The sequence below is a fragment of the Tsuneonella troitsensis genome (assembly GCF_001441535.1).
GTDB lineage: Bacteria > Pseudomonadota > Alphaproteobacteria > Sphingomonadales > Sphingomonadaceae > Tsuneonella > Tsuneonella troitsensis.
The window spans coordinates 611,151-637,250 of sequence record NZ_LMAU01000001.1; the positions used below are offsets into that span (position 1 = coordinate 611,151).

Here is a 26,100-nt window from a genome sequence, read left to right on the forward strand (position 1 = left end):
CTATTCGCGGAAGGCGTTTTCCGACAATCGGGTGATCGGGGTGAACAGGTAGCTCAGGATCGAGCGCTGCTCCCCGCGCAGGCTGACGTTGGCCATCATGCCCGACCCGATCCGCAACGGCTTGCCGTTCGGTGACTTGAGCGTGTCGGCGGTCTGCACCTCGACCATGTAGAAGCTCTCGCCCTCGTCGTTCTGGACGGCGTCGGGAGAGATCGACGTGACCACGCCGTCCAGCGTTCCGAAGACCGCCGAGTTGTAGGCGGTGATCTCCACTCACGCCTTTTGCCCAAGCGCCACGTTACCGATGTCGCTCGGCCGGACCATGACTTCGACATAGAGCGAATCGTCCGACGGCACGATCTCGGCGATCGGCATTCCGGCGGTGACGGTGCCTCCCACGGTCGTCACCAGCACGCGGTTGACCTTGCCGGTCATCGGCGCGCGGATCGCGCTGCGGTCGACCCGGTCGGACAGCGCGGGCAGGCTCTGCCGCTGCATCATCAATTCGGCCTGCGCCTGCGACAGTTCCATCCCGGCGCGCGACTTCCAGTCGCTGAACTGCTGCGCCGACGATGCGCGCGCCTCGGCCACCGAAGACTGGGCGCGGGCGACCGCGGCTTGCGCGGCGACGACTTCGTTCTGCGCCACCTGCGCCGCGTTCTCCGCCTTGATCAGGTCCATCTTGGGCACGATGAGCTGTTCGGCCAGCGGCCTCAGCATTTCCAGCTCGCGGTTGGCGGTGACGAGGTTCGACTGCCGCGACTGGAGCATGGACCGCGCCTCCGCGACCGACCGCTCCGCCTGGACCACCCGGGCCTGCCCCGCCGCTCGCAGGCCGTCCAGTTCGGCCATGCGCGCCGCATGGAGCGATTGCTCGACCGAAACCTGATCGGGCGCCACCACGCCGCTGTAGCTCGGCGACCCGCCGCGCACTTCGGCCTGCAGGCGCGAAATCTTGGCTTCCAGCGAATTGACGTTCGCCTCGGTGCTTCCGTACGCCGACGTGCTCAGCGTCGGGCTGAGCCGCACCAGGATGTCACCGCGTTTCACGGTATCGCCCTGCTTGACCAGGATCTGCTCGACCACCCCGCCTTCGAGGTTCGATACCACCTGCAGCTTCGAACTGGGCACGACGCGGCCCATTCCGCGCACCGTGCGGTCGATCTCGGTCAGGCTGGCCCAGACGAGGAAGATGACCACGAACGCCGCCAGGATCCACAGGATCACGTTGGCCGATTTGCGCGCGCGATATTCCTCTTCCTCGAACTCGACTTCGGATTCGCTGAAGAACGATCTGGGAAGGTGCAGCATGGAGTTCATCTCGCACGAATGCGCGCGACGTTGCGCGTGATGCTGTCGGGGGTGCCGTCCATCGCGATCCGGCCGCGCGACAGCAGGATGACGCGATTGACGAGGTTGAGCAGCGAGGGGCGGTGCGTGATGACGATCAGCGTGCGCCCCTCGAACTCCTGGCGCAGGTTGGTCATCAGCCGCGCTTCGGTTTCGGAATCCACCGCGCTGGTTGGTTCGTCGAACACCAGGATCGGGGGCCTTCCCACCAGCGCGCGCCATCGCGATCGCCTGTCGCTGGCCGCCCGACAGGCCTTCGCCGCGGTCGGCCAGCTGGACGTCGTAGCCGTTCGGCATCGTGGCGATGAAATCGTGCGCCAGCGCGGCCTTGGCGGCGCGGATCATCTCCTCGTCGTCCACGTCGTCACGGCCGAGCAGGATGTTGTCGCGCAAGCTGCCCGTCAGGAGCAGGTTGTCCTGCAGCAGCGCCCCGACCTTCGATCTGAGCGCGCCCGGCGCGAGTTGGCGGATGTCCGTTCCGTCGAGCATGACCAGCCCGCTGGTCGGCGGATAAAGCCCCATGAGGAGCTTGGCGATGGTCGTCTTGCCCGATCCCACCGGCCCGACGAGGGCGACGTGCTCGCCCGGTTTGATTCGGAACGATACGTCGGTCAGCGCCAGTTCGGCAGCGCCCGGATAGCGAAAGTCGACGTCGCGAAACTCGATCGCGCCTTCCACGCTGCTCGGAGACAGTCCGAGGCTTCCTTCCGGCCCTTCGCCCGGCTGTTCCATCAGCTCGTTGATCTGCTGGTATGCCGTGCGCGTGGCATTGATGCGCGTGAGCAGGTTGGCGATCGCCCCGAGCGGCGCCACCGCGCGACCAGCCAGGATCGAACAGGCGATGAGGCCGCCCATCGTCAGCCGTTGGTCGGCGATCGCGAACACGCCGAAGATGACGATGCCGGTATAGGCCATCGTCTGCGCGCTGCCCGCCACGTTGATTGACAGGTTGGAGGTAAGGCGCTGGCGCAGCGACGCCTGCGAGTGGCCCTTCATCGCCGCATCCCAGCGCCGTTCCAGCATCGGGCCGGCGTTGGCGGACTTGACCGTCTCCAGGCTGCCGATCGTCTCGACGAGCACCGCCTGTTTGCCCAGCGCCTCGCCCAGGGTCCGGCTGGCGAGCCGCCGCATGACCGGTTGCGAGGCGAGTGCAGCCAGAATCACGAGCGGGATCAGGACGAGCGGCACCATCACCAGCCATCCGCCGATCAGCGCGATCGCGATCAGGGTGATGATCACGAACGGCAGGTCGACGAGCGTCGTCAGCGTGGCCGAAGTGAAGAAGTCGCGCAGCGTCTCGATCTCGCGTACGAGTCCCGCGAGCCCTCCGGTCGACCGGCGACCCAGATCGAGCCGCATGTCGAGGATGCGGGCGAATATCGCGCGCCCGATGTCGCGGTCGACCCGCGCCCCGGCGACGTCGACGAAATACGACCGCAGCAGCTTCAGGATGAAATCGAAGATCAGCACGACCGCCAGGCCGATGGTCAGCCCGATCAGCGATTCGGTCGCGTTGTTGGGAACGATGCGGTCGTAAACCGTCATCGTGAACAGCGCGACGATCAACGAGAAGAAGTTGATCATCGCGGCCGCCACGCCGACCTTCACATACAGCGCCCTGTTGCGCCGGAGCGGGCCGGCCAGCCATTCGGCCAGCCGACCCTTCGGCTCCTCGACTTCCATCTGCCCGTACATGCGCCCCCCGGTCGCCTGCTAGACCGACACGAGCGTGTTCGCGTACATCATCTGCGACACGTCCTGGTCCGCCTGATCGAGCGGGCTGACATACAGCTTGGAGGCAAGCGCATCGCTCAAGGCGAAGGCGAAGGCATCACTGTCGGCATCCCCCGCGTAGTATTCGCCCTTGATCGTGCCGTCTTCGTTGTAGCTGCCGAGCGCGTTGTGGATTTCCTGGCCCGTCTTGCCGCCGTCGGCCGTCGAGGTCTGCCACTTCTTGGGCGCGGCATCGAACTGGAACTGCGCGAAGTCGACCGAAGCGTCGTTTTCGTCGCTGGCGTACCTTTGCAACCAGTCGATCGCCTCGTCGATGTAAACCCGCGGCGCATTGGCGATATTGGCCGCCGTCGCGTCGGTCGGATCGATGTTGTTGCCCGACAGGTAGTTGAGCCACGTCGCCACCGCATCGCGGCCGATGGTGTAGGTCCCGTCGTTGCCCTTCTTGTTCGAGGCGTCGACGACCTTTTGCGCATCGGATAGCGAGATGAAGAGCACGTCTTCGCCCGGATCGCGAATGCCGTCCATGTCGTAGTCGCCGATCAGCAATCCGGCCTTGTCCGCTCCGTCGATGACGCCGTCACCGTTGCTGTCGACGGCATAGAGCAGGTCCTGGTTGCCATCGACCTCTGGATCGCCATCGGGGAACGTGTCGCCCTGATGCGGCTGGTTGTCGGCGATGCCGTCCCAGAACTTGAGCCCATTGTTCGGGCCCTGCCAGAAACCAGGCGTCCGCACGCCCGGGCCTTCGTTGACGAGGACGTAGTAGTACGCGTCGTCCGAAATCGGCCCGGCCTCGTCGAACTCCACCGTGACCGTGTTCTTGTGATAGCCCACGTCTAGCGGCTGGTCGTACAGCAGTGTCCAGGTCTCACCCACGTCGAGATCGCCGTCGCCGTCGTCATCGCCCGACAGCACTGCACCGCCGAGATCGATCGTCGTGCCGTTCACCGTGTCGAAGGTGTAATTCACGTCCTCGATCGTGAAGCCGGTCAGCGTGATGTTGCCCGTGTTCGCGATCGTGATGAGGAACGTCGGCGCCTGCATGATGCTGGCCTGCGGCCCATCGGGATCGTCTGCATCGTCGAATGTGACGCCGTCGAACGAGACGGCCTTTTCGACGGTGAAGGAGGGCGAGTAGTCGAGCGGCACGTCCTCGCTGTCGTCGACCTCTTCGGTCTCGTTGGAGTCCGCGGTGGCGGTGTTGTCGATGTCGCCATCGCCGCCGCCCTTGCCGTCGAGGTCGGCCTGGGTGACCTCTTAGAACAGGTCGTCCGAGGTCCAGGTCGCGCCGGGTGCGAGCGTACCGACCGCGACGTCGAGGCCGGTGAGGGGGTCGACCACGGTGACGCCGGTCAGCGTGATGTTGCCCTCGTTCTTGACGGTCACCTTGTAGGTGATCACGTCGCCGGCCGCGTCGGCGGTGCCGTCCGGACCGTCGCCGTCCACGTCGACCACTACCTTGTCGATGGCGATTTCGGGATTCGGAAGCAACGGTGCGTCTTCACTGTCGCTGTCGGAGACCTGCCCAGAATCGCCCAAGAACGACCAGTCGCCGGTTACGCTGGCGGTGTTGTCGACGTCGTTATCGGCACCGTCGGCACTGTCGTTGCCGCCCGAATCCAGGTCTTCCTGCGTGACGGTGTGTTCGGCCGTGTATTCCCAGATCTCGCCTGGATCGAGGATCTGATCGAAGTCGACATCGCCCACGTTGTAAACCTGGCCGAGCTGGCCATTGGTTCCATCGCCGTCGACAGTGGTGGCGAGGATGCTACCGGGATCTGCGTTGTCGTCGGTAACTACGATGTTCGTCAGGCCCAGATTGCCTTCGTTGAACACCAGCAGGTCGTAATTGATGACGTCGCCAGCGTCGTCCGCTCCGCCCAGGCCGTTGGGGCCACCCACTCCGCCGGTGATCGACGGGACTTCCTTCTCGATACGAATTTCGGGATCGGGCAGGAAATTGCCGACCACAAGGGTCGCGTTCACGCCCCCGGTGGTGATGGTCACCGCGTGGTCGCCGTCTACGCCGGTCGTGTTGATCCAGTCGCCGTTGGGGACTTCGCGGATGATGTAGTTGCCGGCCAGCAGGCCGTAGAACGTGAAGCTGCCGTCGGCTCCGGAAGTCGCGGTCACCTCGCCAACGTCGTAGATGTTGTTGTTGTTGCTATCGATGTACATCACGAAGCCGGCAAGGCCGCCCTCGTTGCCGTCCTTTACGCCGTCGCCGTCCAGGTCGTTGAACTTGACGCCGTTGATGCGCGAGGTCGTCTGGACGCGCCATTCCTCGGGTGTCGCGCCTTCGTCGGGAGACGGGCCGAACTGCGAGAACAGCGTGAAGTAGGAATCCGGTGACGCGCCTTCGAAGGTGCTGAGCGGAATGTAGAAGATGTAATCGTCCTTGCCGCCGCCGGGATTGGAATCGAACAGCAGGATCGTGTTGTCGCCGTCGGCATCGAGATCGAATACGAGGTTGAAGTCGTCGCCGAGGGCGCGATCCTCGTAGTTGTCCGGATCGTAATCCTCCAGCACCGCCTGGCGCGAGGACGTGTAGATCTGCATCTCGGTGAGCGCCAGTTCGCGATTGGGCTCGCCGGTGCTGTCGATGCCTTCGTTGTTCTCCTCGTTGATATCGAGGCGAATTTCATAATACGCGACGGGATTGTCGATACCGTCGTCGGTGAAATCCTTGAAGACGATCGGAATGTCGCCGAGCCGCAGCGCTTGCGTGCTCGATGCCGACATGTCGAGGCCTGCATCGTTGTTCGATGCGGTCGCGTCGCTATCCCTCGAACTACACCGGATCGAACTGCGACTGGAGGTCGGGAAGACCCGCTTTTCGTCGAGATACGATCGACCCGTTGCCGGAATAATGTTTTGGGGACCGGTGCTGCGACTCGCCGAACCGAACGTGACAGTTAACCTTTCGTTAGTTTGAGTCAAACGAAAACCGGTTGAGCCAAACCTGTGTCAAAACGGCACAATATGGCGAGGCGCTGGCGAGATTGCGTTCGCTTCGTCCCGCGCCTAGTGGCGCTCGGCATGACGGCATATCCCAAGACATCCGCGCTCATGGCGCGGGGCACCGCGTTCCTTGGCAGCGAATACGCGATCCTGTGCGGCGCGATGAGCTGGGTTTCGGAGCGCAGCCTCGTGTCCGCGATCAGCAACGCGGGCGGGTTCGGTGTGATCGCGTGCGGCGCCATGACGCCCGAACTGCTCGACGCAGAGATCGCCGCCACTCGCGGCCTGACCGACAAGCCGTTCGGCGTGAACCTCATCACCATGCACCCTCAGCTGTTCGACCTGATCGAAGTGTGCGGACGGCACCGGGTCGGCCATGTGGTGCTCGCCGGCGGCATTCCGCCCAAGGGGAGCGTCGAGGCGATCAAGGCGTTCGATGCGAAGGTGATCGTCTTCGCCCCCACGCTCGCGCTCGCGAAGAAGCTGCTGCGTTCCGGCGGGGACGCGCTGGTGATCGAGGGCATGGAGGCCGGCGGGCACATCGGCCCGGTCTCGACCAGCGTGTTGGCGCAGGAGTTCCTGCCCGAACTGGCCGCAGATCACCTGGTGTTCGTGGCGGGCGGCATCGGCCGCGGAGAAGCGATCGCCGGCTACCTGGAAATGGGCGCGGTGGGCGTCCAGCTCGGCACGCGCTTCGCCTGCGCGAAGGAAAGCATCGCGCATCCCGCTTTCAAGGCGGCCTTCTTCCGCGCCAATGCACGCGATGCGGTGGCCAGCGTGCAGGTCGATCCGCGCCTACCGGTCATTCCGGTCCGTGCGCTCAAGAACAAGGGCACCGAAGCCTTCACCGCCAAGCAGCTCGAAGTCGCGCGCGCCCTCGACGAGGACGGCATCGCGATGGCCGAGGCACAGCTCCAGATCGAACATTACTGGGCGGGCGCGCTGCGCCGCGCGGTGATCGACGGCGATGTCGAAGGCGGCAGCCTGATGGCCGGTCAATCGGTCGGGATGGTCAAGAGCGAGGAGCCCGTGGCGGATATCATCGCCCAGCTCATGGCCCAGAGCGAGGTAGCGCTCGGCCGCCGTTAAGGCCTATTGCATCGGCTTGGGCTGCCACAGCTCCAGCTTGCGGCCTTCGGGGTCCATGATGTGCGCGAAGTCGCCGTTCGCCTCGCCGAACATCTCGAGCACGGGCTCGACTCCGTGTTCGGCACAGCGCGCGAGCATGGCGCGCAGATCGTCGACCATCAGGTTGATCATGAAACGCTCCTGCGACGGAGCGAAGTATTCGGTCTCGGCCTTGAACGGGCTGAACACCGTGCCCGCGCCCGGGTGCGCCGCGGCGGTTTCCGGCAGGAAGACCGTGCCGCCCCATTCCTCGAACGCGATGCCCAGCACGCGGCCATACCATTCGCGGGTGCCGTCCGGGTCGTCCGACTTGAAGAACAGACCGCCGAGGCCGAGAACGCGCGCTATCTCAGCGGAACCAGCGAAAACGGGGCTTCTGCTGGGGAAGCCGGCCCGACAGCCCGAACAGATAGTTCGCCAGCACCGCGGCCTGGTTCTTGGTCATCATGTAGTGGAATTCGTCGAGCGGCGCTTCGGAATCGGGCGATGGCGGGCCCTTGCTCTGCAGGCAGACAACTACCCGGTCCCCCAGGTCCTGATGGGTCCAGCCCGCCAGCGCGCCATAGCAGCGCTGAGGCGCTCCGTCGGCTGCCGCCATCTCCGCCGCGTTGTCGTTCGCCATTCCCGTACTCCCTCCCGAAGGAGAATACCCCTCAACCATCGTAAGTTAAACAGCCAAACTAACGCCGTCCGGCAGCGGGACGCCGCGCGCGTCCCGCCAACCGGCGATCAGGCGAAGGCGTCCTTCTTCACCGTGATGACCTGGGCATAGGTGAATTCCTTCAGCCCATCGATGCCGTATTCGGCGCCGAAGCCCGACTGCTTGTGCCCGCCGAAGGGGGCGAACGGGCTGATGTGGAGATACTCGTTCACCCAGACCGTACCCGTCTCGAGCTGTTCGGCGATCTCGACCCCCTTGTCCGCGTCGGCTGTCCAGACGGCGCCGGCGAGCCCGTATTCCGAGTTGTTCGCACGCGCGATCACTTCCTCGGTCGTGGAGAACTTCATCAGCGGCATGACCGGGCCGAACTGCTCCTCGGCCACGATGCGGGCATCCTCGGGCGGATTGTCGAGAATGGTGATCGGCACGTAGTAACCCGACCCCGACGGGTCGACATCGCCGCCGACCAGGAACTTGTAGCCATTGTCCTTGGCATCCTCGATCAGTTCGCAAACGCGGTCGAACTGCTTCTTGTTCTGGATCGGGCCGACCCCGGTGCCCTGCTCCGAGCCGTCTCCGACCTTCACCGTCTTGGCGTAGTCGGCGATCGCCTGGCTCAACTCGTCGTAGATGTCCTCGTGAATGTAGATCCGCTTGGCCGCGACACAGATCTGGCCCGCGTTGGAGAAGCTCGACCAGAACAGTTGCTCGGCCACCTTCGACACGTCGGCATCGGGCAGCACGATCGACGCATCGTTGCCGCCCAGTTCCAGCGTGATGCGCTTCAGGTCCTTCGATGCGCCTTCCATGATGCGCTTGCCGGTCGCGGTCGAGCCGGTGAAGGTGATCTTGTCGATATCGGCATGCTCGGTGATCAGCGGGCCGAGGCTGTCTTCGCCCGTGATGATGTTGACCGTGCCGGCGGGCACCACGTCCTTGATCAGCTCTGCGATCTTGAGGGTGGTCAGCGGCGTGAACGGCGAGGGCTTGAGCACGATTGTGCAGCCCGACATCAGCGCCGGGACGATCTTCTGGATCGCCATCATGACCGGGAAATTCCACGGCACGATGCCGCCCACCACGCCCACGGGCACGCGACGGGTGCGCGACAGGCGCGTATCGTCGTCCTGGTTCACCACTTCGTCGAGCTTCAGGGTCGATTGCGCGGCAGCAAGACCGGCGGCACCGTGAATCTCCATCTGGGCCTGCGCGTGCGGCTTGCCCTGTTCGGTGGTGAGCAGGCGAAACAGTTCGTCGGCATTGGCCTTGATCGCTCCGGCGATGCCCTGGACCACGGCCTGGCGTTCCTCGAACGAGGTCTTGCGCCAGGTCTTGAACGCCTTGCGCGCCGCGGCGACCGCGCGGTCGAGTTCGTCCGGCCCGCAGGCGGGCACCAGGCCGACGACCTGCTCGTTCGCGGGGTTGAGCACCTCAAGCGTCGCGTCCGTGGTGACGAGTTCGCCGTCGATGAGGCAAGGGTAGGTCTGGGTCATTGGGTCTCTCCCGTAAGGCGGGCTGCCGAAAGCGCCCGGCCGATTCGAATCCGGTTGTGGGCTGCAACCTAACATGGCCAGCCGCCTCGCCAATGGCTATTGCGGCAATGCGTGCGAGACGGTCTGGACGAGGCCGGACGCGATGCTAGGCTGGCAGCCGACGGGACCCAGTATGAGGACGCGAACCGATGTGCGATGAAGACCAGATGACGGCATTCGAAGGCAAGGGATTGAGCCGGCGCCAGTTCGCCGCGACCGGCGCGTTCGCGGGGCTTGCCGCCTGCACATCGATGGACCCGGCGGGCGATGCCGCGCTGACCGAACGAATGGTCTCTGTCGCGACACCGGACGGGACGGCCGAAGCGTTCTTCGTACACCCAGGGAAGGCTGCACCTGCCGTCATCCTCTGGCCCGACATCGCCGGTTTGCGCGAGGCGAAGAAGGCGATGGCGCGGCGCCTTGCCGCTAGCGGTTACGCGGTCCTCGTTCCCAATCCCTACTACCGCGACGTGCCGTGGGCCCAGTTCAGCGATTTTGCGGATTTCCAGGCGAAGAAGGGCTTCGAGAAGGTCGGCCCGTGGCGTGCCAAGGCGACGGCGCCGGATGCGGTCAATCGCGACGCCAAGGCGATGATCGCCTGGCTCGATAGCCAGAGCGCGGTCGACAAGAAGCGCGGCATCGGCAACCAGGGTTACTGCATGGGCGGCCCCTACACCGTCTATACCGCGGCGGCGGTTCCGGGCCGGGTCAAGGCAGCGGCGAGCTTCCACGGCGGCGGCCTTGCGACCGACAAGCCGACCAGCCCGCACCTGATGCTTCAGAAGGACGCCGGCTACCTGATCGCGATTTCCGAAGACGACGACGCCAAGCAGCCCGAGGCCAAGACGATCCTGCGGCAGGCCGCCGACCGGACGGGCGCCTTCGCCGAGATCGAGGTCTATCCAGCCAAGCACGGCTGGTGCGTGCCCGACAGCCCCGTCTACGACGCGGCGCAGGCCGACCGCGCGTGGGGCAGGTTGCTGGCGCTCTACGAAAGGCTCTAGGCCGTCAGGCGAAATCCTCGGTATCGATCGAGGCCTGCATCGACGGGCTGTAGCGCGGGCCGCTGACGGTCTCCTGGCTGATCAGCGCCCCGGCCTCGTCCAACACGGCAGCGGGAATATCCAGCGACAACGTCGCGAAGTTTTCCTCGAGGTGCGCGATGCTGGTCGTGCCGGGGATGGCATGAACGTGCGGCCCTTGCGCCAGGACCCACGCGAGGGCGAGCTGGCCGGGGGCAAGCCCGTTGCGTTCGGCCAGTGCCTCGAAACGAGCGATGAGCGCCCGATTGGCGGGCCAGTGTTCGGAAGAGAAACGCGGCATCCCGGCGCGTATGTCGCGCGCGCCGAACTGCGGCTCGTCTCCCAATTCGCCGCCCAGCGCTCCGCGCGCCACCGGAGAGAACGCCACGAACGCGATCCCCAGCTCGCGGGTGGTTTCCAAAACGGCGATTTCCGGCTGGCGCGTCCAGAGCGAATATTCGGTCTGGACAGCTGCCATCGGGTGGACGGCGTGTGCCTCGCGGATGTGGGCGGCGCTCCATTCGGATACGCCGTATCCCCCGATCTTGCCCGCCTCGATAGCGCGGGCGAGCGCGCCGACCATGTCCTCGATCGGCACCTTCGGATCGAACCGGTGCATGTAGAACAGGTCGATCCGGTCGGTCTGCAGGCGCGCCAGGCTCTCTTCGATCGAGCGGGTCATCGCGTCGGGCGAGCAGTCGATCCCGCGCCGCTCGCCTTCGACGACGATGCCGGTCTTGCTTGCCAGCAGGTAAGAACCGCGCCGGTCCGCGATCGCTTCGCCGATGAGGGATTCGTTGCGGCCGAGGCCGTATATGTTCGACGTGTCGAGATGGTCGTAACCCAGCTCGATCGCCCGTTCCAGCAGGCGGATCTTGTCGGCGTGGGGCGGCGGATCGCCGTAGGCCCACGACAGGTTCATGCAGCCGAGGCCGATCGGCGCGACCGAACGGCCGGCGAGTGTGCGTTTGTCCATCGCCGGCGACGCTAGACCGCGGCCGCGCGGATTAGAAGTTGCCGCGCACCGAGACCTGGAAAATCGGTCCGATAGACCGGTCCCGGCTTTCCACGAAAGCGATCGGGCTCGCGCCGCGAAGACCGGTGTAGACGGTGCGTTCGCGCCGGGACCGTGCGCCGAGGACATTGTTCACTTCGGCCCGCACGGTCAGCCCCATCACGTCCTTGTGCTCCACGAACACGCCCGCGAACCACGGGCCCTCCCACGCGCGATCCACCTCGTTTCGGCGGTAGCGGGGCAGCACGTAGTTGTGGCTGGCATAGGCGCCCCAGGCCCAGTCGGTGTCCGGCACGTCGTGCCGCAACGTGGCAAACGCCTGACGGGTGACGAAGCCCCGCCACTGGCGGATTTCGCCGGTGAACGGATCGCGCAGGCGCGAAGTCTGCAACACGAACGTGGCGTCGAGCCGCAGGCCCTTCAGCCCGGCTGGATCGAACTTGATCGTGCTGGTCGAAACGATCGCGGCAGCCCAAGTCTTGTCGATGTTGCCGATCGACTGTCCGGTGCCGATCGGGATCACGTCCACGTAATCGGACACGTCGCGATAGACGAGGCGGACCTGCTGCGATCCCCAGGCGCCGAGGTTCTTGTTGATCTCGCCCTCGAAGCTCCAGTCCTGTTGGGGCCTCAGGTCGGTGTTGCCCGAGTTGACGTTGCCGTCGTTGAGGAATGCGCGGGCGAGGAAGTCGTAGAACGACAGCTGCAGGACCCGGCGCCTGATCTTGAGCGACATGTCCAGCGTGTCGCTCGGCTTCCACGCGAGCGACAGCGTGCCCTTGGGCCGGAAGAAACTGCGCGTCAGGCCGTTCGCGCCGGTCTGCGTGATCGTCGAGTGTTCGGCGCCTCCGACGATCTGGAACGACAGCGTATCGGTGAGCGGCCGCCCGAAGCTGAGCATCGCTTCGTAGCGGTCTTCCCGGACGCCTCCGGTGCCGCCGGGGAAGGGCGACCAGACGAAGTCTCCCGCCGGGTCCAGCGTCGCGATACTGGCGACGTTGTCGAGCGTGTTGAAGGCCGCTTCGCCCGAAAGCTGCCAGTCGCCCCCCAGCATCTTCCAGCTGTATTCGCCGCGGGCGATCGTTTCGCCGAGGTCCCCGGTCTGGGCGTACCCGTCCCCGATTGCGGGGCTGCCATCGGCGAACTCGCTGACGATCTCCTGCCGATAGGGTTCGCGGCTGAAACGGCGCAGGCCGATGGCTTTCAGGCGTCCCGGTCCCAGGCCGAACTCGTAATCGCCGCCGATCTCGTAGTTCCAGGTATCGTTGCGGTCCTTCACCGTCCGGACCTGCTCGGGTAGGCCGGGCGACGTCCGCACGCCGATCTCGTCGTAATGGTTGTAGGTCCGTTGGTAGTGCCCGTTGAGATGGGCGACTGCGCCGGTTGCGCCCGTGTGGGTCAGCTTCCCAGACAGCTTGGGCGCATCGTAGTTGTTGGTCCACACGTCGTCGCGGGTTTCGATTATCGCGCCCGTGCCGTCGCGGATCAGCGTGATGCCGCCCGCCGCACTGCGACCGGCCTGGTTGTTGTCGAGGCCGACCTCGTATTCGAGCGCTCCGCTGCGCCCGCTGACGGATACGGCACCTCGGGTGAACAACGGATCGGCGAAGCGCGCGCGGGCTTCTCCCGTCCAACTGAACTGGCCCGTGAGGGCGCTGGTGGACTTGTAGACCACGTTGGCCACCTGGCCCGACAGTCCCGGAAGGTCGAGCGTGGCGCCGTCGACGATCTCGATCCGCTCGACGTTGGCTGCGGGGATGCGCGAAAGGAGCGTGCCGAGGTCGTCCGATTTGGTGGACGGTCGCTGCCCGTTGAACAGGACGTTGCCGGTCGCCTGGCCGAGCCCCCGCAGGTTCTCGCTGTCGCGAATCTGGAAGCCGGGTACCTGTCGCAGCATGTCGGCGGCGGTTCGAGGCGCAAACTGGGCGAAGTCGGCCGGCAGGTAGGTCATGCGCCCACTGGCTTCGGCAGCAGGTTGCACGGCTTCCGTCGATGATGGGACGCTGCCTTCCGATGACGTGGGCTGTGCCAGCGCAGGCGACGCGAGCGTCGACGACACCAGCATCGAAGCGGTCAAGGCCAATCTCATGCAATCCTCCCCTCGGCCCCGAAAACCGTCCCCTTATCAGCCCCCTAGGGAAGCCGGCCGGGTTCGGCCCGCCGACCTCGACGAGGGGGACCGTCGGGTCGATGGATGACGGATTTACGGACGAACTGCCGATGCCGGCGGACGAACGGCCCGATCCGATGATTCAATGAAGCGGCGCTCGATTTCCGCCGATCGCGGTCCGGTTTTCCTTGCTAGGAAGGCGGCGGGCTATACGATGCCGGAAGAGGCAGGAGGTGTTCGACATGGGTTCGCTGATCACGCTGGCGCTCGTCGTCGTCGTATTGTTCATCTTCGTGTTGTCGTCGATCAAGGTGGTGCGGCAGGGGTACGTTTATACGATCGAGCGGCTTGGCAAGTTCACCAAGTCGGCCGATCCCGGCATGCACATCATCATCCCCTTCGTCGACCGGGTCGGCCAGAAGGTGAACATGATGGAGCAGGTGCTCGATATTCCGGGCCAGGAAATCATCACCCGCGACAATGCGATGGTCGGCGTCGACGCGGTAGTCTTCTTCCAGGTGCTCGACGCGGGCAAGGCCGCCTACGAGGTGCACAACCTCTACGGCGCGATCATGGCGATCACGACGACCAACCTGCGCACGGTCATGGGCTCGATGGACCTCGACGAGACGCTGTCGAAGCGCGACGAGATCAACGCTCGTCTGCTGGGCGTGGTCGATCACGCCACTTCGCCATGGGGCGTCAAGATCACGCGCGTTGAGATCAAGGACATCCGCCCGCCGCTCGACATCTCTGAAGCGATGGCCCGACAGATGAAGGCCGAGCGCCTCAAGCGCGCCGAAATCCTCGAGGCGGAGGGCGAGCGTGCCAGCCGCATCCTGCGCGCCGAGGGCGAAAAGCAGTCCGCCATCCTGTCCGCCGAGGGCAAGAAGGAAGCCGCATTCCGCGACGCCGAAGCGCGCGAGCGTGCCGCGGAGGCCGAAGCGCAGGCGACTCGCGCCGTCAGCGACGCCATCGCGCAGAGTGGCAGCCAGGCGATCAACTACTTCATCGCGCAGGAATACACGAAAGCGGTCGCCAAGTTCGCAACTAGCCCGAATGCCAAGACGATCCTGTTCCCGGTCGAAGCGACGCAGTTGATCGGCTCGCTGGGCGGCATCGGCGAACTGGTGCGCGAGGTCGTGAAGCCGGGCGACGTGACGACGCCGACACCGGACCAGGCGGGCGTCGCGCTCCCGCACCAGCGTTCGCGCAGCGCGGTTCCGCGCACAGGCGGCGAGGCATAGGGCGCACACGATGGACTGGCTTGGAGACTTCGACGCCTACTGGGCCTGGTTCGCGCTCGGCCTGGTCCTCGCGGGGCTCGAGATGGTCGTTCCCGGCGTTTATCTCTTCTGGCTCGCGCTCGCCGCGCTGGCGACGGGAGCGCTGACTTTTGCGTTCGATCCCGGGGTGCCGCTGCAGATCGTCAACTTCGTGTTCCTGTCGCTGATCATCGTGTTCAGCGCCAAACGGATCCTGAGGGAGCAGCCGATCGCGAGTTCCGATCCCCTGATGAACAACCGCATGGGCCGGCTTGTCGGCCAGACCGGCACGGTCGCGGTGGCCATCGAGCACGGCGAGGGCCGCGTGCGGCAGGGCGACAGCGAGTGGTCGGCCCGCGGGCCGGAGCTTGCCGCCGGCACCCGGGTCCGCATCACGGGATTCGATGGCGGCACGCTGATCGTGGAGCCGCTCACCCTGATCGCCGGCGCGGGGAGCGATCTGGAGGTCGACGGAGGCACTGCCGCACCTACGGGCGACTGACGCCCGATCAAGACTGCCTAGCCTGCGATCTTGTCGTTGAACCGGCCATGCTTGCGATGGCGCACCATCCAGCGGTCGAGAAACAGGCCGAGAGGCCGCGGTGCGATCCCTAGCTCCTTCATCCCTGGCAGATTGCCCGACGGACGGTTCCCCGCCTTGAGCAAAGTCCACTGATCGGTGTTCATCGGCGTACCCGGCAGCATCGCGAACACCGCAGAAGCGCCATCGGGGACGTTGATGAAGGTGCGTTCGCGGAATTGCGCCCTGGCGATCCTCTCGTTGAGGTCGCGCATCGTGATCGCCTCGGGTCCGGCAATCTCGTAGGTCTTGCCGCCGTGCCGTGCGGGATCGGCGAGCGCCGCGACGACCGCGGCCGCCGCATCGTCGACATAGAGCGGCTGGACCGGCGCATTCGGCGCGAACACCGGGAGGATCGGCATCTTGGCGATCAACCCGGCGAACATCTGGATGAAGTTGTCGTCCTCTCCGAATACGATCGAGGGACGCAGGATAGTCGCATTCGGATAGGCGGCGAGCACCCCGGTTTCGCTCTCGGCCTTGGCGCGGGCATATCCCGCCAGCGATTCGGGATCGGCACCGATGGCGCTGACGTGGACGAGCGCCGCGCATCTCGCATCGGCAGCGGCTTGCGCCACGTTGCGCGCGCTGCCCGCGATGGCTTTCATCAGGTCGCCGGAGAACGTGCCGACGAGGTTCACCACGGCATCGGCGCCGGCCACTGCGGCGGCCGCGCTTGCCGGACGGGTCGCGTCGCACTTCGCGAACTGAAGCTGCCCCAGTTGCGCGAGCGGCTTGAGGTCAAACGCCTTGTGCGGATTGCGGCTGGCGATGCGAACCCGCGCGCCATGCGCCAGCAGCGCCTGGGCAACGTGGTCGCCGAGGAAGCCGCTGCCGCCGATGACTGCCACCAGCTTGCCGTTCAGGGTATGAGTCTGAGCCATAGTGTCCTGCTTCGAATTGCGCGCCGGCCCTGCCGCAAACGGGGCAATGTATCAACGGCCAAGCGAAGCCACGTTGACAAGTCCGCAGCCCCTCCGTATCGGCGCCCCCCTACCCGGCAGCCACTCCACGATGGATGGTTGCTACCGTGCCCAGATGGCGGAATTGGTAGACGCACCAGCTTCAGGTGCTGGCGCTCGCAAGGGCGTGGAGGTTCGAGTCCTCTTCTGGGCACCATTTGTTCTTTCGCTGACGTTCGTCAGTGGATTCACAAACCCATTGGAATATGGTACAAAATCCTCGGATTTGATCGCTGGCGTTCGCCTGCGTCCGTTTACGACCTTGGGGGCTCTGGGGGCCTTTTTTGCCCGAGGCCCCATCCGTAAACGGACTCGCAAAACGCCACTTTTCGAGGTGAGGCCCCATGGCGTTGACCGATCTTCAGCTGAAGCAAGCGACTCCACGCGAGCGCGACTGGAAGCTCTCCGACGGCGGGGGGCTATACATTCTCATTCGCACCAACGGCTCTAAGTTGTGGCGCATGAAGTACCGCCAGGACGGCCGGGAAAAGAAATTGACCTTCGGGCGCTATCCCGAGGTAGGCCTGCGCGAGGCGCGCCTTAAGCGCGACGAAGCCCGGGTCGAGATCGGCCGGGGCGGTGATCCGGCCCGGCGCAAGCGTGAGGAAAAGATCGCCGCCTATATTCGCGCTGGCGACACGTTCGAATCGGTTGCGCACGACTTCATCGCCAAACGCGAGGTCGAGGGGCTGGCGATGGCCACTCTGGTCAAAATGAACTGGCTGGCTGCCGTGCTGAACAAATCGATCGGCAAGCGCCCGATCGCCGAAATCTCTCCCCACGAGATGCTCAGCGTACTCAAGAAGCACGAGCACGAAGGCAATTACGAAAAAGCGCGGCGCCTGCGCAGCTTCGCCTCTCGGGTGTTTCGTTTCGGGGTGGCAACGCTACGCTGCGAACATGATCCCTGTGCGCCGCTTCAAGGGGCGTTGATCGCACCGAAAGCGAAGCACTATGCGGCGATCACCGATCCCGCGGAGCTCGGCGGTTTGTTGCGGGCGATCGACAAGTACGAAGGCAACTACACCACTCGCTTTGCCCTCCAAATCGCGCCTCACGTGTTTGTGCGCCCGGGCGAGCTGCGGCACGCCGAGTGGGACGAGCTCGACATTGCAGCATCAGTATGGCGGATCCCGGCTGGGAAGATGAAGTCACGGCGCCCGCATGCGGTGCCGCTTTCGCGCCAAGTGCTCGCGATCATCGAGCAGATCCGAACCGTGAATGGCGGGTCGCGGTTCGTCTTTCGGTCGATGCATGCGCGTGGTCGGCCGATGAGCGAGAACACGGTCAACGCAGCGCTCAGGCGCATGGGATACTCGGGCGACGAGATGACCGCTCATGGTCTGCGCGCGACTGCGTCCACGTTGCTCAACGAGTCTGGTTTGTGGAGCCACGATGCAATCGAGCGGGCGCTCGCGCACCAAGATCACAATGCCATCCGCGGCATCTATCACCGGGGTCAGCATTGGGATGAGCGCGTGCGCATGGCGCAGTGGTGGAGCGATTATCTCGACCAATTGCGCGGCGCCCAATGAGGTTCATGCGTCTTCTTTGACCCTCGTCAGAGCTGCGGTGAAGGCCTCGTCGGCGGGTTCGATCTTGGTGAAACGCCACGCATGCCATCCGACCGCCGGCGGCCAGTGATCGAGATCCTCCAGTTCAACGCCGAAGTGTGGGCCGCTCGAGCTTATGCTGGCGACACGATAAGCCCGGCCAGCCTTTACCCAGGGCTCACCGATCCGAATGATTTTCTCCGGAAGGGGCTTGTCGTTGATGCAGATGACGAGGTCGCCGGGTGCAAACGGATGCATATGGTCTTCTCCACGTGTCGGCAGGAGAAGGCTTGCGATGTCGCTCGAGACGCCCGCTTGATTGCCGCTCGGCCACATCTCCCCTTGGGGAAACCACCTTACCCGGGCGGGCAGGTTGGTGAGGGCTGAAGCCCCGCTCCTGATGCTGTCTTATCCTTAGCATACCAATGAATCCGGGTGCAACCGCGCCGATTCAAACAGTCAGCACGACATCCCGCGAGAGTCGTTCGCGTCCCGAGTGTATGGAGTGAACAACACACTCCCCGCCTGACCTATTCTTCTCGGATCAGCAGCGGAGAATACCATGCGCCGGTTTGAACAGCTTCTCGTTTCGGTCGAAGACGCCAGAGCCATGCTCGGGAACATAGGAAGAACAAATCTGTATGCGATGTTGTCGAGGGGCGAGCTCGAGAGCCGCAAACTCGGCAAACGGCGCCTCGTCCTGGTTGCCTCAATTAGGCGTTTGATTGACAGCGCGCAGGATTAGACATGACCGAACAACTGGGTGCCGGCCTCGAGCAATGGCACCACTGGAGCATCACCCTCGGGCTGGCCGAGCATCTGCTGCCCGTGGTGGTCAACCCCGACGCGCCAATCTCGCCTGACAGCAACATGAAGGCGCTGGGCAAGACGCCCAGCCGCTACAACTACAAGCACGAGGTCTCTGGGTTCGCGAAGTGGACCGACCACCGCGCGACGCTCAAGGAGATCGGCAAGTGGGAGCTGGAAGAGGACTACGGCATCTGCATGCAGAGCCGCGAGGGCGGGCTGCGCGCGATCGACATCGACGTGCCGGGGACCAAGCGCAGCCGCAAGATCGTCGAGCACATCGAAGGGCACTTCCCGCACCTGAAGTTCTACCGCCGGTCGCGTGAGCGCACCGGGAAGGTCCTGCTGCCGTTCAGGCTCGAGGGGCTGCTCACGAAGCGGGTGCTCAAGGTCAATGGCGGCATCATCGAGGTGCTCGGCGATGGCCAGCAGTGGATCGCCGAGGGGGCGTACGTCAAGGACGGCAAGGTCGACGGGCGCTACCTGTGGCCGGCTGGCCGGCCGGAAGTGATCGAGGACGTGCCGGTGCTCACGATGGAGCAGCTCGAGGACCTGTGCGAGGTGCTGGCCATGCTCTTCGAAGAGGGCGACGACGGCTGGTCGATCGCGCGCGAGCGGCGCACGGGGCTGGGCGAGTACAAGGGACCGCCGCGTGACGACGAGATCGGCGCGTGGCTGATCGAGAACTGGGAGATCACGGGTGACAAGGGCGACGGCACGCTGTTCGTGCGCTGCCCGTGGATCGACGGGCACAGCGGCGACAGCGGGCCGAGCGAAACGCAATACGCGCTTCCAGGCAATGGCTTCGGCAGAGGCCACTTCAAGTGCCTGCACGCCTCGTGCCAGCAGCGAACCGATGGCGAATTCCTAGAAGAAATGGGATTTAAGCACGATTTAAGCGACGCGCCGGACCTGCCGGACGTCGATGCTGGTAAGAGGGACAGTTTGGATCTGGCGCTACCTCGCCGAGGGCAGCGGGAAGCGCCTAAGTTCCTCCTGAATCGAAGCGGGCGCAAGGAAAGCCGGGTCTACAACCACGAGCTGTTCCTTCAATGCTCCGAGCTGTGTGGCATTCAGATCGCGTGGGACAACTTCACCGCGGCAATCGTATGGTCATCGGCGGGAGATGCAGTCGGTGAGGAACACTGGAAATCGTTCAGTGATGAGCACTACGCGCGGATCGTGCGCCAGATGGATAGAAACGGGTTCGTAGCGCAGGCCGCTTCCTCGATCCGGCCGGCAGTTTACTCAGTAGCGAGGCAGCGTCCGATCGACACGGCCATCGAGTGGGCACGGCGGCTACCGGAGTGGGACGGGATTTCGAGGATCGAAACTTTCCTACCTACTTATTTCAAAACCGAAGATCGGCATTATACGCGTTCAGTAAGTCGCTACATGTGGACCGCCCAAGCAGGGCGACTCCTCGACCCGGGCTGTCAGGCTGACATGGTGCCAATCTTTGTCAGTGCGCAGGGCACGCGCAAGACTTCGGCGATCCGGGCTCTGGCGCCAAGCATAACGATGTTCACGGACGTCAACCTCCTGGATCGGGACGACAACACTATTCGGAAGATGCGCGGCAAGTTGGTGCTCGAGCTGGACGAACTCCGAGGATTGCGAGGCCGGGCAGCGGAAGACGTGAAGAGCTTCATTACTCGCCGTGAAGAGGAGTGGGTGCCTAAGTACCAAGAGTTCACGAAGACATTCAAACGACGTTTTGTGATGTATGGATCCACTAACGACGACGATTTCCTTGGCGATCCTACCGGAGAACGGCGCTATCTGCCTGTGGAGGTAGGTGTCGCAGCTCAGATCGACGTGGAAGCAATTGAGCGAGACCGGCTGCAGCTGTGGGGAGAGGCAATCTTTCTGTGGCAGCGGGATGGAATCGCATGGGAGGAAGCTCAACGGCTCGCGATTAAAGAGCACGAACGCTTCAAGAGTTGCGATGAGTGGATCCCCCTGGTCGCTGAGTGGGCATTGTGTCCTGGTGGCTTGAGTGACCCTCACGCGTCGCCCTGCGACATGCCCTACAAGTGGCGAATTTCAGACGCACTGGCAGGGGCCGTCAATATTAGCCGGGCTACCAAGGCTGACGAGATGCGGATGAGCAAGGTCTTGACAGCAATGGGAGCAGTGAAGCGAAAAACGAACGGTTACTCTCAGTGGCACCTGGACCGATTTTCCGCACATAGCCGAATCTCGCCAAACGCTGACGGTTGAAACCGATCAATCACATCAGGGCGACTGTGGGGCGGCCGCAAGGCGACCTCGAGACCTACCGGTGTGATTGAAAAGATTGCTGGCAGGGAGGCCAGGGAGACCAGGGCAGCTTATTTTCACTAATATGCAGGACTAGTGCGGTATTGAACTGGCGCGGGAAGGCACGAGAAAAATGCTCGCCCTGGTCTCCCTGGCCTCCCCATTGATCTGCGTTGCTTCATCTTTCCAACCATCACGACCCCGCCAAGTCGCTAACAGCCATTCATGAATCCCTCAGAGCGCGGTGTTGCTGGGGCCTGGTCAGGGGCTTCCAGCGCGTGGGCCACCACTTCACCGCCTCAGTAGGGGGTACCGCTGCAGGACTCAAACCTAACACGTACTGAAAACATTACGGTAAATTGGTTTGTCTCACCCGACGCTACCGGAAGAAAACCAGTCCGACGCCGCTCGATTTTGCGGCGACGCCGTTTCACTGGTGAAGACGATCTGCGCCGACAACCGTCGCCGATGCTTTTCATCCTCAGCGATGCATGGAGTGGGCGGTGCGCGTGATTTCGAATGAGTGAGGGGCCGCAGACCCCTCACCCAAGCCGTCAAAAGCCGCGGACGATTGCGAGTGAGACCACGGGGTTCGGAACTCCACGAGCTGCCCACTTGGCATTCTGCTCACGGGCACGCGATTTGACTTCGGCGAGCAGTCGGTCGATTTCCCGCTGATCGTCCGCGATGACGATTGCCGCCTCTACCAGCTGGTTGGGCTGAGCGCCGTCGAACATCGGGTGCAGCGATTTGATCTTGCTGATCGTCTGCCGTCCTACACGATCCAAATTGGGTGCGTGCATTCCAGTCCTTACGGTAGTGATGTTCTGGGGCTTGCCCGTCTTGTCGCAGGTGAACCGGACATAGGTGACGCCGGTTTCGCTCCGCGAGATGTTAACTCGCTCCAGCGCGGAATCGACGCTGCGTGACGTGCTCTCCACCCAACTCGGGAGAGAGGGATTGCCTGTCACTACCATTTGCTGGGGCTTGGCGGACACGGACGTGGCGAGACATGCCGCAAAAGCGGCTAATACCAGCTTGTTCATAAGTAAGGTTCCCTCTGCTGAGCGAAATGCGATGCAAAAAGACCAGCGGGTCGAGCGACCCGTGCGACCTTATGAGAACCGTTGGTCGAGACCAGATATCGTGAGGCAAACTATGAGCGCAATCCTGCGAATCGCCGAAGCGAGAATGTTCGGATAAACGCCATGTGACATCACGATAATTTGTTATCTTGACTGAGATTGCGGAGTTAACTGCATAAAAGTCAGTGACTAAGATTTACAATATTTTGTCACCTCTTTGTCGTTTGTACTATTGAGAGATTCGCTCGCATAGTATCCGGTGATCCGTCAGACCTTGTGCCAATGGGTTAATAGGTGGCCGATCAGCTACTGCACATCACGCGTCATCGCACGAGCGAGTTTTCGGCCTCGGTCTTACAGTCATAGGTCAATTTGGGATCTGCGCAGAAGTCCGGCCACTCGCGCCGTGCGATCCAACTCTCGACGTGTCCGATCTCTTTCATTTTGGCGAAGAAACGCCGATCTCGGCGCATCCCGCTAGCATCAGGCCAAAAGAGGGTGGCGACTCCCCTTGCATCGCGGGGAGCGCGCTCGAGCCATGCGAACCCCCGCTCTAGATCGCCCATGCGCACCGCTGAGAAGGCATTGTACCATGCCTCCTTGGAATCCTTGGCAAAGGCCGCTGACGCAAAGCGATCGAAAGCCGCCCAGTTCAACTGGCTTGGCGCCGCGCGCCACTGCAGCTCGAAGCGCTGGCGTGTGGCAAGCGACGGATTGACCGGGGGGTCGCGGTCGAAGGCGGTAAGGGCCCGGATCGGATCGTTCTGGTAGAAGAGGATGGCGTTACGTGTGTATCCGGTGTTGTGGCTGTCGTTCCAGATGCGCTTGACCTGGGCATCAAGCCGGGCCGCTTCGTCCAGCTCCCCGGCTCCCAGCAGTGCGAGCAGTTGGGCCTGCGCCGCAAAATAGCTGTTGGGCTCAAGGGCACTCGCCCTTTGCGCGGGATCCACAGCGGCGCGGACGTATCCCAGTTCGGCAAGCGCGCGCGAATACCGGGCAAGCAGTCCCGAGTGCTCCGGGTCGCGGCGCACTCCCTCCTCCAGCATGGGCATCGCTGGTCGCCCCGTCAGCTCGGACGCGGCGGCCATGGCCTGATGGGCCAACCCCGAGTCCGGATCGATCGACAGGGCCTCGCGTGCCTGACGCTCCGCCTCGATTGCCAGTGCCGAGCGTTGCTCGGGGGTGGCATGGGCGAGGTTTGCGGTGGCGAGGGCCAGACATGCCCAGCTTGCCGCACTGTCGGGGCGTCGAGCCACGATCTGCTTGGCGAGGCTATGCGCGCGGGGCCAGTCGAACGCCTCGACCGCGTCGCAGGCCGCGAGGTAGAGGCGCTTGCTCACCGGATCACCCAAGTCGCCCGAGGACCGATGCAGTCCGCAGCGAAGGACGCCGGCTATCCCGTATGCAGCCCGCTCGCGCACGATGGCGGGCGCGAGTCCCGTGAACTCCCTGGCCCAGACGACAGCGCCGTTCAGCCTGTCGACCAATTGGACTTGGGCCGAGTGTTCAGTCGAATCGGCGGCCGGGGTGTATGAAACTTTGAGGGACAGGTCGGGCGCGGTCGATCCCCCCGGCTCAACCAATGTCAGAGCGGTCATGGGGCTCATCAACCGCGAAATTTCAGCGTTGAGGTCGCTTGCAAAACCCACAGTGCCGCGGCTGGCGGTCACGGGCTCGATCGTCATCGCCAGAGTGTCTTGCGACCGGGGGATCATTGCCGAACCGAGCAGCGCTGCGATGGCGACTGTTACCGCCACCGCGGTCGCATGAACGCCGCGGCCAGTCCGGGGCGCGATTTCGGCAATCTGCCGCCCGGCTTCGTCCCCCGGTTCGATAGCACCGGCGGCGACCTGCAATCGGTAGCCGACCTTGGGAATGGTCTCGATCGCAACCGCGTCTCCCGCCACAGCGGACAGGTGTCGGCGCAGGATCGAGATGATGCGGTTGACCGCGTCGTCGCCGACTATCCTGCGATCCCAGCATTCCGAGACGAGATCGTCGCGACTGCATGGTACCTCGCCGGAGCGGGCCAGTGCGACCAGCACCTGCATGACCAGCGGCTCGACGAGCGCCTGCTTTCCGCCCGTGCCGACCAGCTTTCGCAGGGCCGGTTCGACGGTTATCGGGCCGACGGTGAACATCCTGAGATGCGCCAGCGGCTCCGGCCCTCGCAGGTGCCGGGAAGGGTAGTCGAACGGTGTCTGCTCGATGTTCACCCCGCCGCCTCCAGTAGAAACGAACGCCTGCGTCATACCACATTGGCGGCGAACAGTATAAAATCGTTGAGACATCGGAAGGAAATCAGGGAAACATCAGGATTTCCCGAAACGCGTGGTGCACCGTTGCCCAGTGAAAGTGCCCTCCGGCACTCGACTATCAGGGAAGGATCCGCGCTGTGGCCAAGCAAAAAACTCCATTCATTTCATCCTGCCACGCCCGCCAGTTGGCGGTGCTGACCGCCGCACTGTCACCCTTTATCGTCGGCGGGGCTCTCGTGGCCAAGGAATACGGCGACTGGAGCACCCCAGTGAGCGCCGAGATCGGATCGGACGTCGATCTCAACACGGCCTCCAATGATGGTTGCCCCATTCTCTCGCCCGACGGACTGAGCCTTTTCATGGCCAGCAACCGTCCGGGTAGCCAGAGTCTCGATATCTGGGTGGCGAAGCGCGATCGCACCGACGAAGGGTGGGGCAAACCCGAGAGGCTGCCTGCTCCGGTCAACTCGGAAACGGACGATTTCTGTCCGACGCCTGTACGCGGGAACCGGCTGTTCTTTGTCAGCAGGCGCGATGAAGCGAATGGCGACATCTACTCGACCCGGCTCACGAAAGATGGCTGGGAAGCGCCTGTGCGCTTGGGGCCGAACATCAATGGGAGCGCGCAGGAATGGAGCCCGTCCTATTTCGAGGACGATCAGGGGCGACCCGTTCTGTACTTCTCCAGCACGCGAAGCGGCAGGCAGGAGATTTATGCCAGCGTGAACTGGGGCCCGGCCAAGAAAGTCGCCGAACTCAGCCCGGATTCAAGCGATGCGGCACGCCCCAATGTCCGTCGCGACGGCCGCGAGATCGTCTTTGACTCGACGAGATCGCCCAACCTTGGCGGTCCCGATGTCTGGGTAGCCACCCGCCCGTCAACGAGTGCGAGTTGGTCGGCACCCCAGCACCTGGCTGGCGTCAGCAGCGCCGCAGCAGACACGCGGGCGTCGTTGTCGTGGGACGGCACGATCATGATGGTCGGCTCGGGCCGAGCTGGGAACGAGGGACCCGCGGATATCTACGTCACCCGCCGGCCGCGGCTGACCGGGATGGGATCTAAGGAATGATGAGAATGGCCATCCTGGGGGTCATGGGCGTGTTTCTGGGCCTGCTTGTAGTAGCGGTCTCTGGACCGGGTTCGAGTGAATCGACGGCTGAAGCCGATCATGGTCAGGCGTTGGGCGGTGCCGATTTCGCTGATCGCATCGGGTTGGATCCGCTGCCGATTGGCGACGACGAACATGAGCCGCCGGCAACCGGTCCATATCCGCGCGGGCCAAGCCCAAGCACCTGGCCGGACGATCTAAATCCATCGGCGCCAAGAGGCCGCGATGCGGGGATCTGGGGAGAACCCGCTCAGTTCGCACCTACTGATCCCGTCAGTTAGCGAGGAGGCAATGAGAATGCACTGTTGTCCCAATTGCGGCAGCAACCTGGGTGCACTTGAGCCAGTCGAGTTCGGCAATGTCGCCATTGATGAAGATGGCACAATCATTCTCGATGGCCGAAGGGTCCGTCTCACCCGCACGCTCTACAGAGTCGCAGAGTGCATAATACGAGCGCGAGGAAGAGGGGTTACGAGAGACATCCTTGCCGCGCGCTTGGATAGCGACGTCTTCGACGGCTCGATCAAGAAGTACATCGAGCGCGTTCGTAGCAGCTTTAGGGCAATCGACCCGGGCTTCGATCAGATCCGGTCGCTGCACGGATTTGGCGCGTACTGCTGGCGATTTCGAGCGGCTCGAATCAGCACGACGCTTTCGAGGAGTGCGGATGTACGGAGCACAACCCTCGGAGGGCAAGCCTCTG

Annotated in this window: 21 protein-coding genes, 1 tRNA gene and 1 riboswitch; of the genes, 9 read left to right on the plus strand and 13 right to left on the minus strand. The window is 63.8% G+C overall.

Annotation, left to right across the window (positions count from 1 at the left end; translation table 11 throughout):
• The 4 genes from AR323_RS03080 to AR323_RS03100 all read right to left on the minus strand — a co-directional run bounded on the left by AR323_RS03080 (position 1) and on the right by AR323_RS03100 (position 5,829).
• Complete coding sequence (locus AR323_RS03080; RefSeq protein WP_057882452.1) at positions 1-273, minus strand: putative HlyD family type I secretion protein; 273 nt, start codon at positions 271-273, stop codon at positions 1-3.
• Positions 274-3,045 (minus strand): HlyD family type I secretion periplasmic adaptor subunit, encoded by a 2,772-nt coding sequence (locus AR323_RS15065; RefSeq protein ID WP_235510427.1) that lies wholly within the window; start codon positions 3,043-3,045, stop codon positions 274-276.
• A gap of 18 nt (positions 3,046-3,063) precedes the next feature.
• Positions 3,064-4,236, minus strand: coding sequence for a hypothetical protein (locus AR323_RS03095; protein ID WP_057882454.1), 1,173 nt, complete (start codon positions 4,234-4,236; stop codon positions 3,064-3,066).
• A gap of 108 nt (positions 4,237-4,344) precedes the next feature.
• Positions 4,345-5,829, minus strand: coding sequence for a DUF7507 domain-containing protein (locus AR323_RS03100; protein WP_057882455.1), 1,485 nt, complete (start codon positions 5,827-5,829; stop codon positions 4,345-4,347).
• 297 nt (positions 5,830-6,126) lie between these two features.
• Between AR323_RS03100 and AR323_RS03105 the strand changes: the two genes are divergently transcribed.
• Positions 6,127-7,137 carry an NAD(P)H-dependent flavin oxidoreductase gene (locus AR323_RS03105; RefSeq protein WP_057882594.1) on the plus strand — a complete coding sequence of 337 codons (1,011 nt, stop codon included), beginning with the start codon at positions 6,127-6,129 and terminating at the stop codon, positions 7,135-7,137.
• Positions 7,138-7,140: 3 nt separating this feature from the next.
• On the opposite strand, the gene AR323_RS03110 is transcribed toward AR323_RS03105, so the two are convergent.
• The 3 genes from AR323_RS03110 to AR323_RS03120 form a co-directional block, all read right to left on the minus strand.
• Entirely contained in the window at positions 7,141-7,587 is a 447-nt protein-coding gene (locus AR323_RS03110) for a VOC family protein (protein WP_321164526.1), read from the minus strand.
• Entirely contained in the window at positions 7,526-7,798 is a 273-nt protein-coding gene (locus AR323_RS03115) for a hypothetical protein (protein ID WP_057882457.1), read from the minus strand. The genes AR323_RS03110 and AR323_RS03115 overlap by 62 nt, the downstream gene beginning before the upstream one ends.
• A gap of 107 nt (positions 7,799-7,905) precedes the next feature.
• Positions 7,906-9,330, minus strand: a complete 1,425-nt coding sequence (locus AR323_RS03120) for an aldehyde dehydrogenase family protein (protein WP_057882458.1) — start codon at positions 9,328-9,330, stop codon at positions 7,906-7,908.
• 188 nt (positions 9,331-9,518) lie between these two features.
• Here AR323_RS03120 and AR323_RS03125 point away from each other — a divergent pair, with 188 nt between their 5' ends.
• On the plus strand, positions 9,519-10,373 hold the full coding sequence (locus AR323_RS03125) for a dienelactone hydrolase family protein (RefSeq protein WP_057882459.1): 855 nt from the start codon (positions 9,519-9,521) through the stop codon (positions 10,371-10,373).
• Between the two features lie 4 nt (positions 10,374-10,377).
• Here the strand turns inward: AR323_RS03125 and AR323_RS03130 are convergent, their stop codons facing one another.
• The gene (locus AR323_RS03130) at positions 10,378-11,367 is read right to left on the minus strand and encodes an aldo/keto reductase (protein ID WP_057882460.1); all 990 of its coding nucleotides are present in this window, start codon (positions 11,365-11,367) and stop codon (positions 10,378-10,380) included.
• 31 nt (positions 11,368-11,398) lie between these two features.
• A complete protein-coding gene (locus AR323_RS03135; protein WP_057882461.1) occupies positions 11,399-13,495 on the minus strand; it encodes a TonB-dependent receptor plug domain-containing protein in 2,097 nt (698 codons plus the stop codon).
• Between the two features lie 263 nt (positions 13,496-13,758).
• Here AR323_RS03135 and AR323_RS03140 point away from each other — a divergent pair, with 263 nt between their 5' ends.
• Positions 13,759-14,763, plus strand: a complete 1,005-nt coding sequence (locus AR323_RS03140) for an SPFH domain-containing protein (protein ID WP_057882462.1) — start codon at positions 13,759-13,761, stop codon at positions 14,761-14,763.
• Positions 14,764-14,773: 10 nt separating this feature from the next.
• Complete coding sequence (locus AR323_RS03145; protein WP_057882463.1) at positions 14,774-15,283, plus strand: NfeD family protein; 510 nt, start codon at positions 14,774-14,776, stop codon at positions 15,281-15,283.
• A 17-nt stretch (positions 15,284-15,300) separates the two neighbouring features.
• Here AR323_RS03145 and AR323_RS03150 read toward each other — a convergent pair whose 3' ends face one another.
• The gene (locus AR323_RS03150; protein ID WP_057882464.1) at positions 15,301-16,245 is read right to left on the minus strand and encodes an NAD-dependent epimerase/dehydratase family protein; all 945 of its coding nucleotides are present in this window, start codon (positions 16,243-16,245) and stop codon (positions 15,301-15,303) included.
• Positions 16,246-16,393: 148 nt separating this feature from the next.
• Here AR323_RS03150 and AR323_RS03155 point away from each other — a divergent pair.
• Positions 16,394-16,480, plus strand: a tRNA-Leu gene (locus AR323_RS03155).
• 187 nt (positions 16,481-16,667) lie between these two features.
• Positions 16,668-17,858, plus strand: a complete 1,191-nt coding sequence (locus tag AR323_RS03160; protein ID WP_057882465.1) for a tyrosine-type recombinase/integrase — start codon at positions 16,668-16,670, stop codon at positions 17,856-17,858.
• Positions 17,859-17,861: 3 nt separating this feature from the next.
• Here AR323_RS03160 and AR323_RS03165 read toward each other — a convergent pair whose 3' ends face one another.
• Positions 17,862-18,212, minus strand: coding sequence for a hypothetical protein (locus AR323_RS03165; RefSeq protein ID WP_057882466.1), 351 nt, complete (start codon positions 18,210-18,212; stop codon positions 17,862-17,864).
• Positions 18,182-18,285, minus strand: a riboswitch (SAM-I-IV-variant riboswitch). It overlaps the preceding gene by 31 nt.
• 153 nt (positions 18,286-18,438) lie before the next feature.
• On the opposite strand from AR323_RS03165, the gene AR323_RS15245 reads away from it, so the two are divergent.
• Together AR323_RS15245 and AR323_RS03175 are read left to right on the plus strand one after the other, a co-directional pair.
• A complete protein-coding gene (locus AR323_RS15245) occupies positions 18,439-18,621 on the plus strand; it encodes a helix-turn-helix domain-containing protein (protein ID WP_057882467.1) in 183 nt (60 codons plus the stop codon).
• A gap of 2 nt (positions 18,622-18,623) precedes the next feature.
• Positions 18,624-20,906 (plus strand): virulence-associated E family protein, encoded by a 2,283-nt coding sequence (locus AR323_RS03175; protein WP_057882468.1) that lies wholly within the window; start codon positions 18,624-18,626, stop codon positions 20,904-20,906.
• 593 nt (positions 20,907-21,499) lie between these two features.
• On the opposite strand, the gene AR323_RS03180 is transcribed toward AR323_RS03175, so the two are convergent.
• Positions 21,500-21,991, minus strand: a complete 492-nt coding sequence (locus AR323_RS03180; RefSeq protein ID WP_152980288.1) for a hypothetical protein — start codon at positions 21,989-21,991, stop codon at positions 21,500-21,502.
• Between the two features lie 362 nt (positions 21,992-22,353).
• The gene (locus AR323_RS03185; RefSeq protein ID WP_057882470.1) at positions 22,354-24,282 is read right to left on the minus strand and encodes a winged helix-turn-helix domain-containing protein; all 1,929 of its coding nucleotides are present in this window, start codon (positions 24,280-24,282) and stop codon (positions 22,354-22,356) included.
• Between the two features lie 143 nt (positions 24,283-24,425).
• On the opposite strand from AR323_RS03185, the gene AR323_RS03190 reads away from it, so the two are divergent.
• A complete protein-coding gene (locus AR323_RS03190) occupies positions 24,426-25,358 on the plus strand; it encodes a TolB-like translocation protein (protein ID WP_161808709.1) in 933 nt (310 codons plus the stop codon).
• Positions 25,359-26,100: the final 742 nt, after the last annotated feature.

Bases quoted from the DNA above. Each gene is read 5' to 3' on its own strand.
- AR323_RS15065 (WP_235510427.1), bottom strand. From the start codon at position 3,045: ATGTACGGGCAGATGGAAGTCGAGGAGCCGAAGGGTCGGCTGGCCGAA.
- AR323_RS03100 (WP_057882455.1), bottom strand. From the start codon at position 5,829: ATGTCGGCATCGAGCACGCAAGCGCTGCGGCTCGGCGACATTCCGATC.
- AR323_RS03105 (WP_057882594.1), top strand. From the start codon at position 6,127: ATGACGGCATATCCCAAGACATCCGCGCTCATGGCGCGGGGCACCGCG.
- AR323_RS03115 (WP_057882457.1), bottom strand. From the start codon at position 7,798: ATGGCGAACGACAACGCGGCGGAGATGGCGGCAGCCGACGGAGCGCCT.
- AR323_RS03120 (WP_057882458.1), bottom strand. From the start codon at position 9,330: ATGACCCAGACCTACCCTTGCCTCATCGACGGCGAACTCGTCACCACG.
- AR323_RS03125 (WP_057882459.1), top strand. From the start codon at position 9,519: ATGTGCGATGAAGACCAGATGACGGCATTCGAAGGCAAGGGATTGAGC.
- AR323_RS03130 (WP_057882460.1), bottom strand. From the start codon at position 11,367: ATGGACAAACGCACACTCGCCGGCCGTTCGGTCGCGCCGATCGGCCTC.
- AR323_RS03135 (WP_057882461.1), bottom strand. From the start codon at position 13,495: ATGAGATTGGCCTTGACCGCTTCGATGCTGGTGTCGTCGACGCTCGCG.
- AR323_RS03140 (WP_057882462.1), top strand. From the start codon at position 13,759: ATGGGTTCGCTGATCACGCTGGCGCTCGTCGTCGTCGTATTGTTCATC.
- AR323_RS03145 (WP_057882463.1), top strand. From the start codon at position 14,774: ATGGACTGGCTTGGAGACTTCGACGCCTACTGGGCCTGGTTCGCGCTC.
- AR323_RS03150 (WP_057882464.1), bottom strand. From the start codon at position 16,245: ATGGCTCAGACTCATACCCTGAACGGCAAGCTGGTGGCAGTCATCGGC.
- AR323_RS03160 (WP_057882465.1), top strand. From the start codon at position 16,668: ATGGCGTTGACCGATCTTCAGCTGAAGCAAGCGACTCCACGCGAGCGC.
- AR323_RS03165 (WP_057882466.1), bottom strand. From the start codon at position 18,212: ATGTGGCCGAGCGGCAATCAAGCGGGCGTCTCGAGCGACATCGCAAGC.
- AR323_RS15245 (WP_057882467.1), top strand. From the start codon at position 18,439: ATGCGCCGGTTTGAACAGCTTCTCGTTTCGGTCGAAGACGCCAGAGCC.
- AR323_RS03175 (WP_057882468.1), top strand. From the start codon at position 18,624: ATGACCGAACAACTGGGTGCCGGCCTCGAGCAATGGCACCACTGGAGC.
- AR323_RS03180 (WP_152980288.1), bottom strand. From the start codon at position 21,991: ATGAACAAGCTGGTATTAGCCGCTTTTGCGGCATGTCTCGCCACGTCC.
- AR323_RS03185 (WP_057882470.1), bottom strand. From the start codon at position 24,282: ATGACGCAGGCGTTCGTTTCTACTGGAGGCGGCGGGGTGAACATCGAG.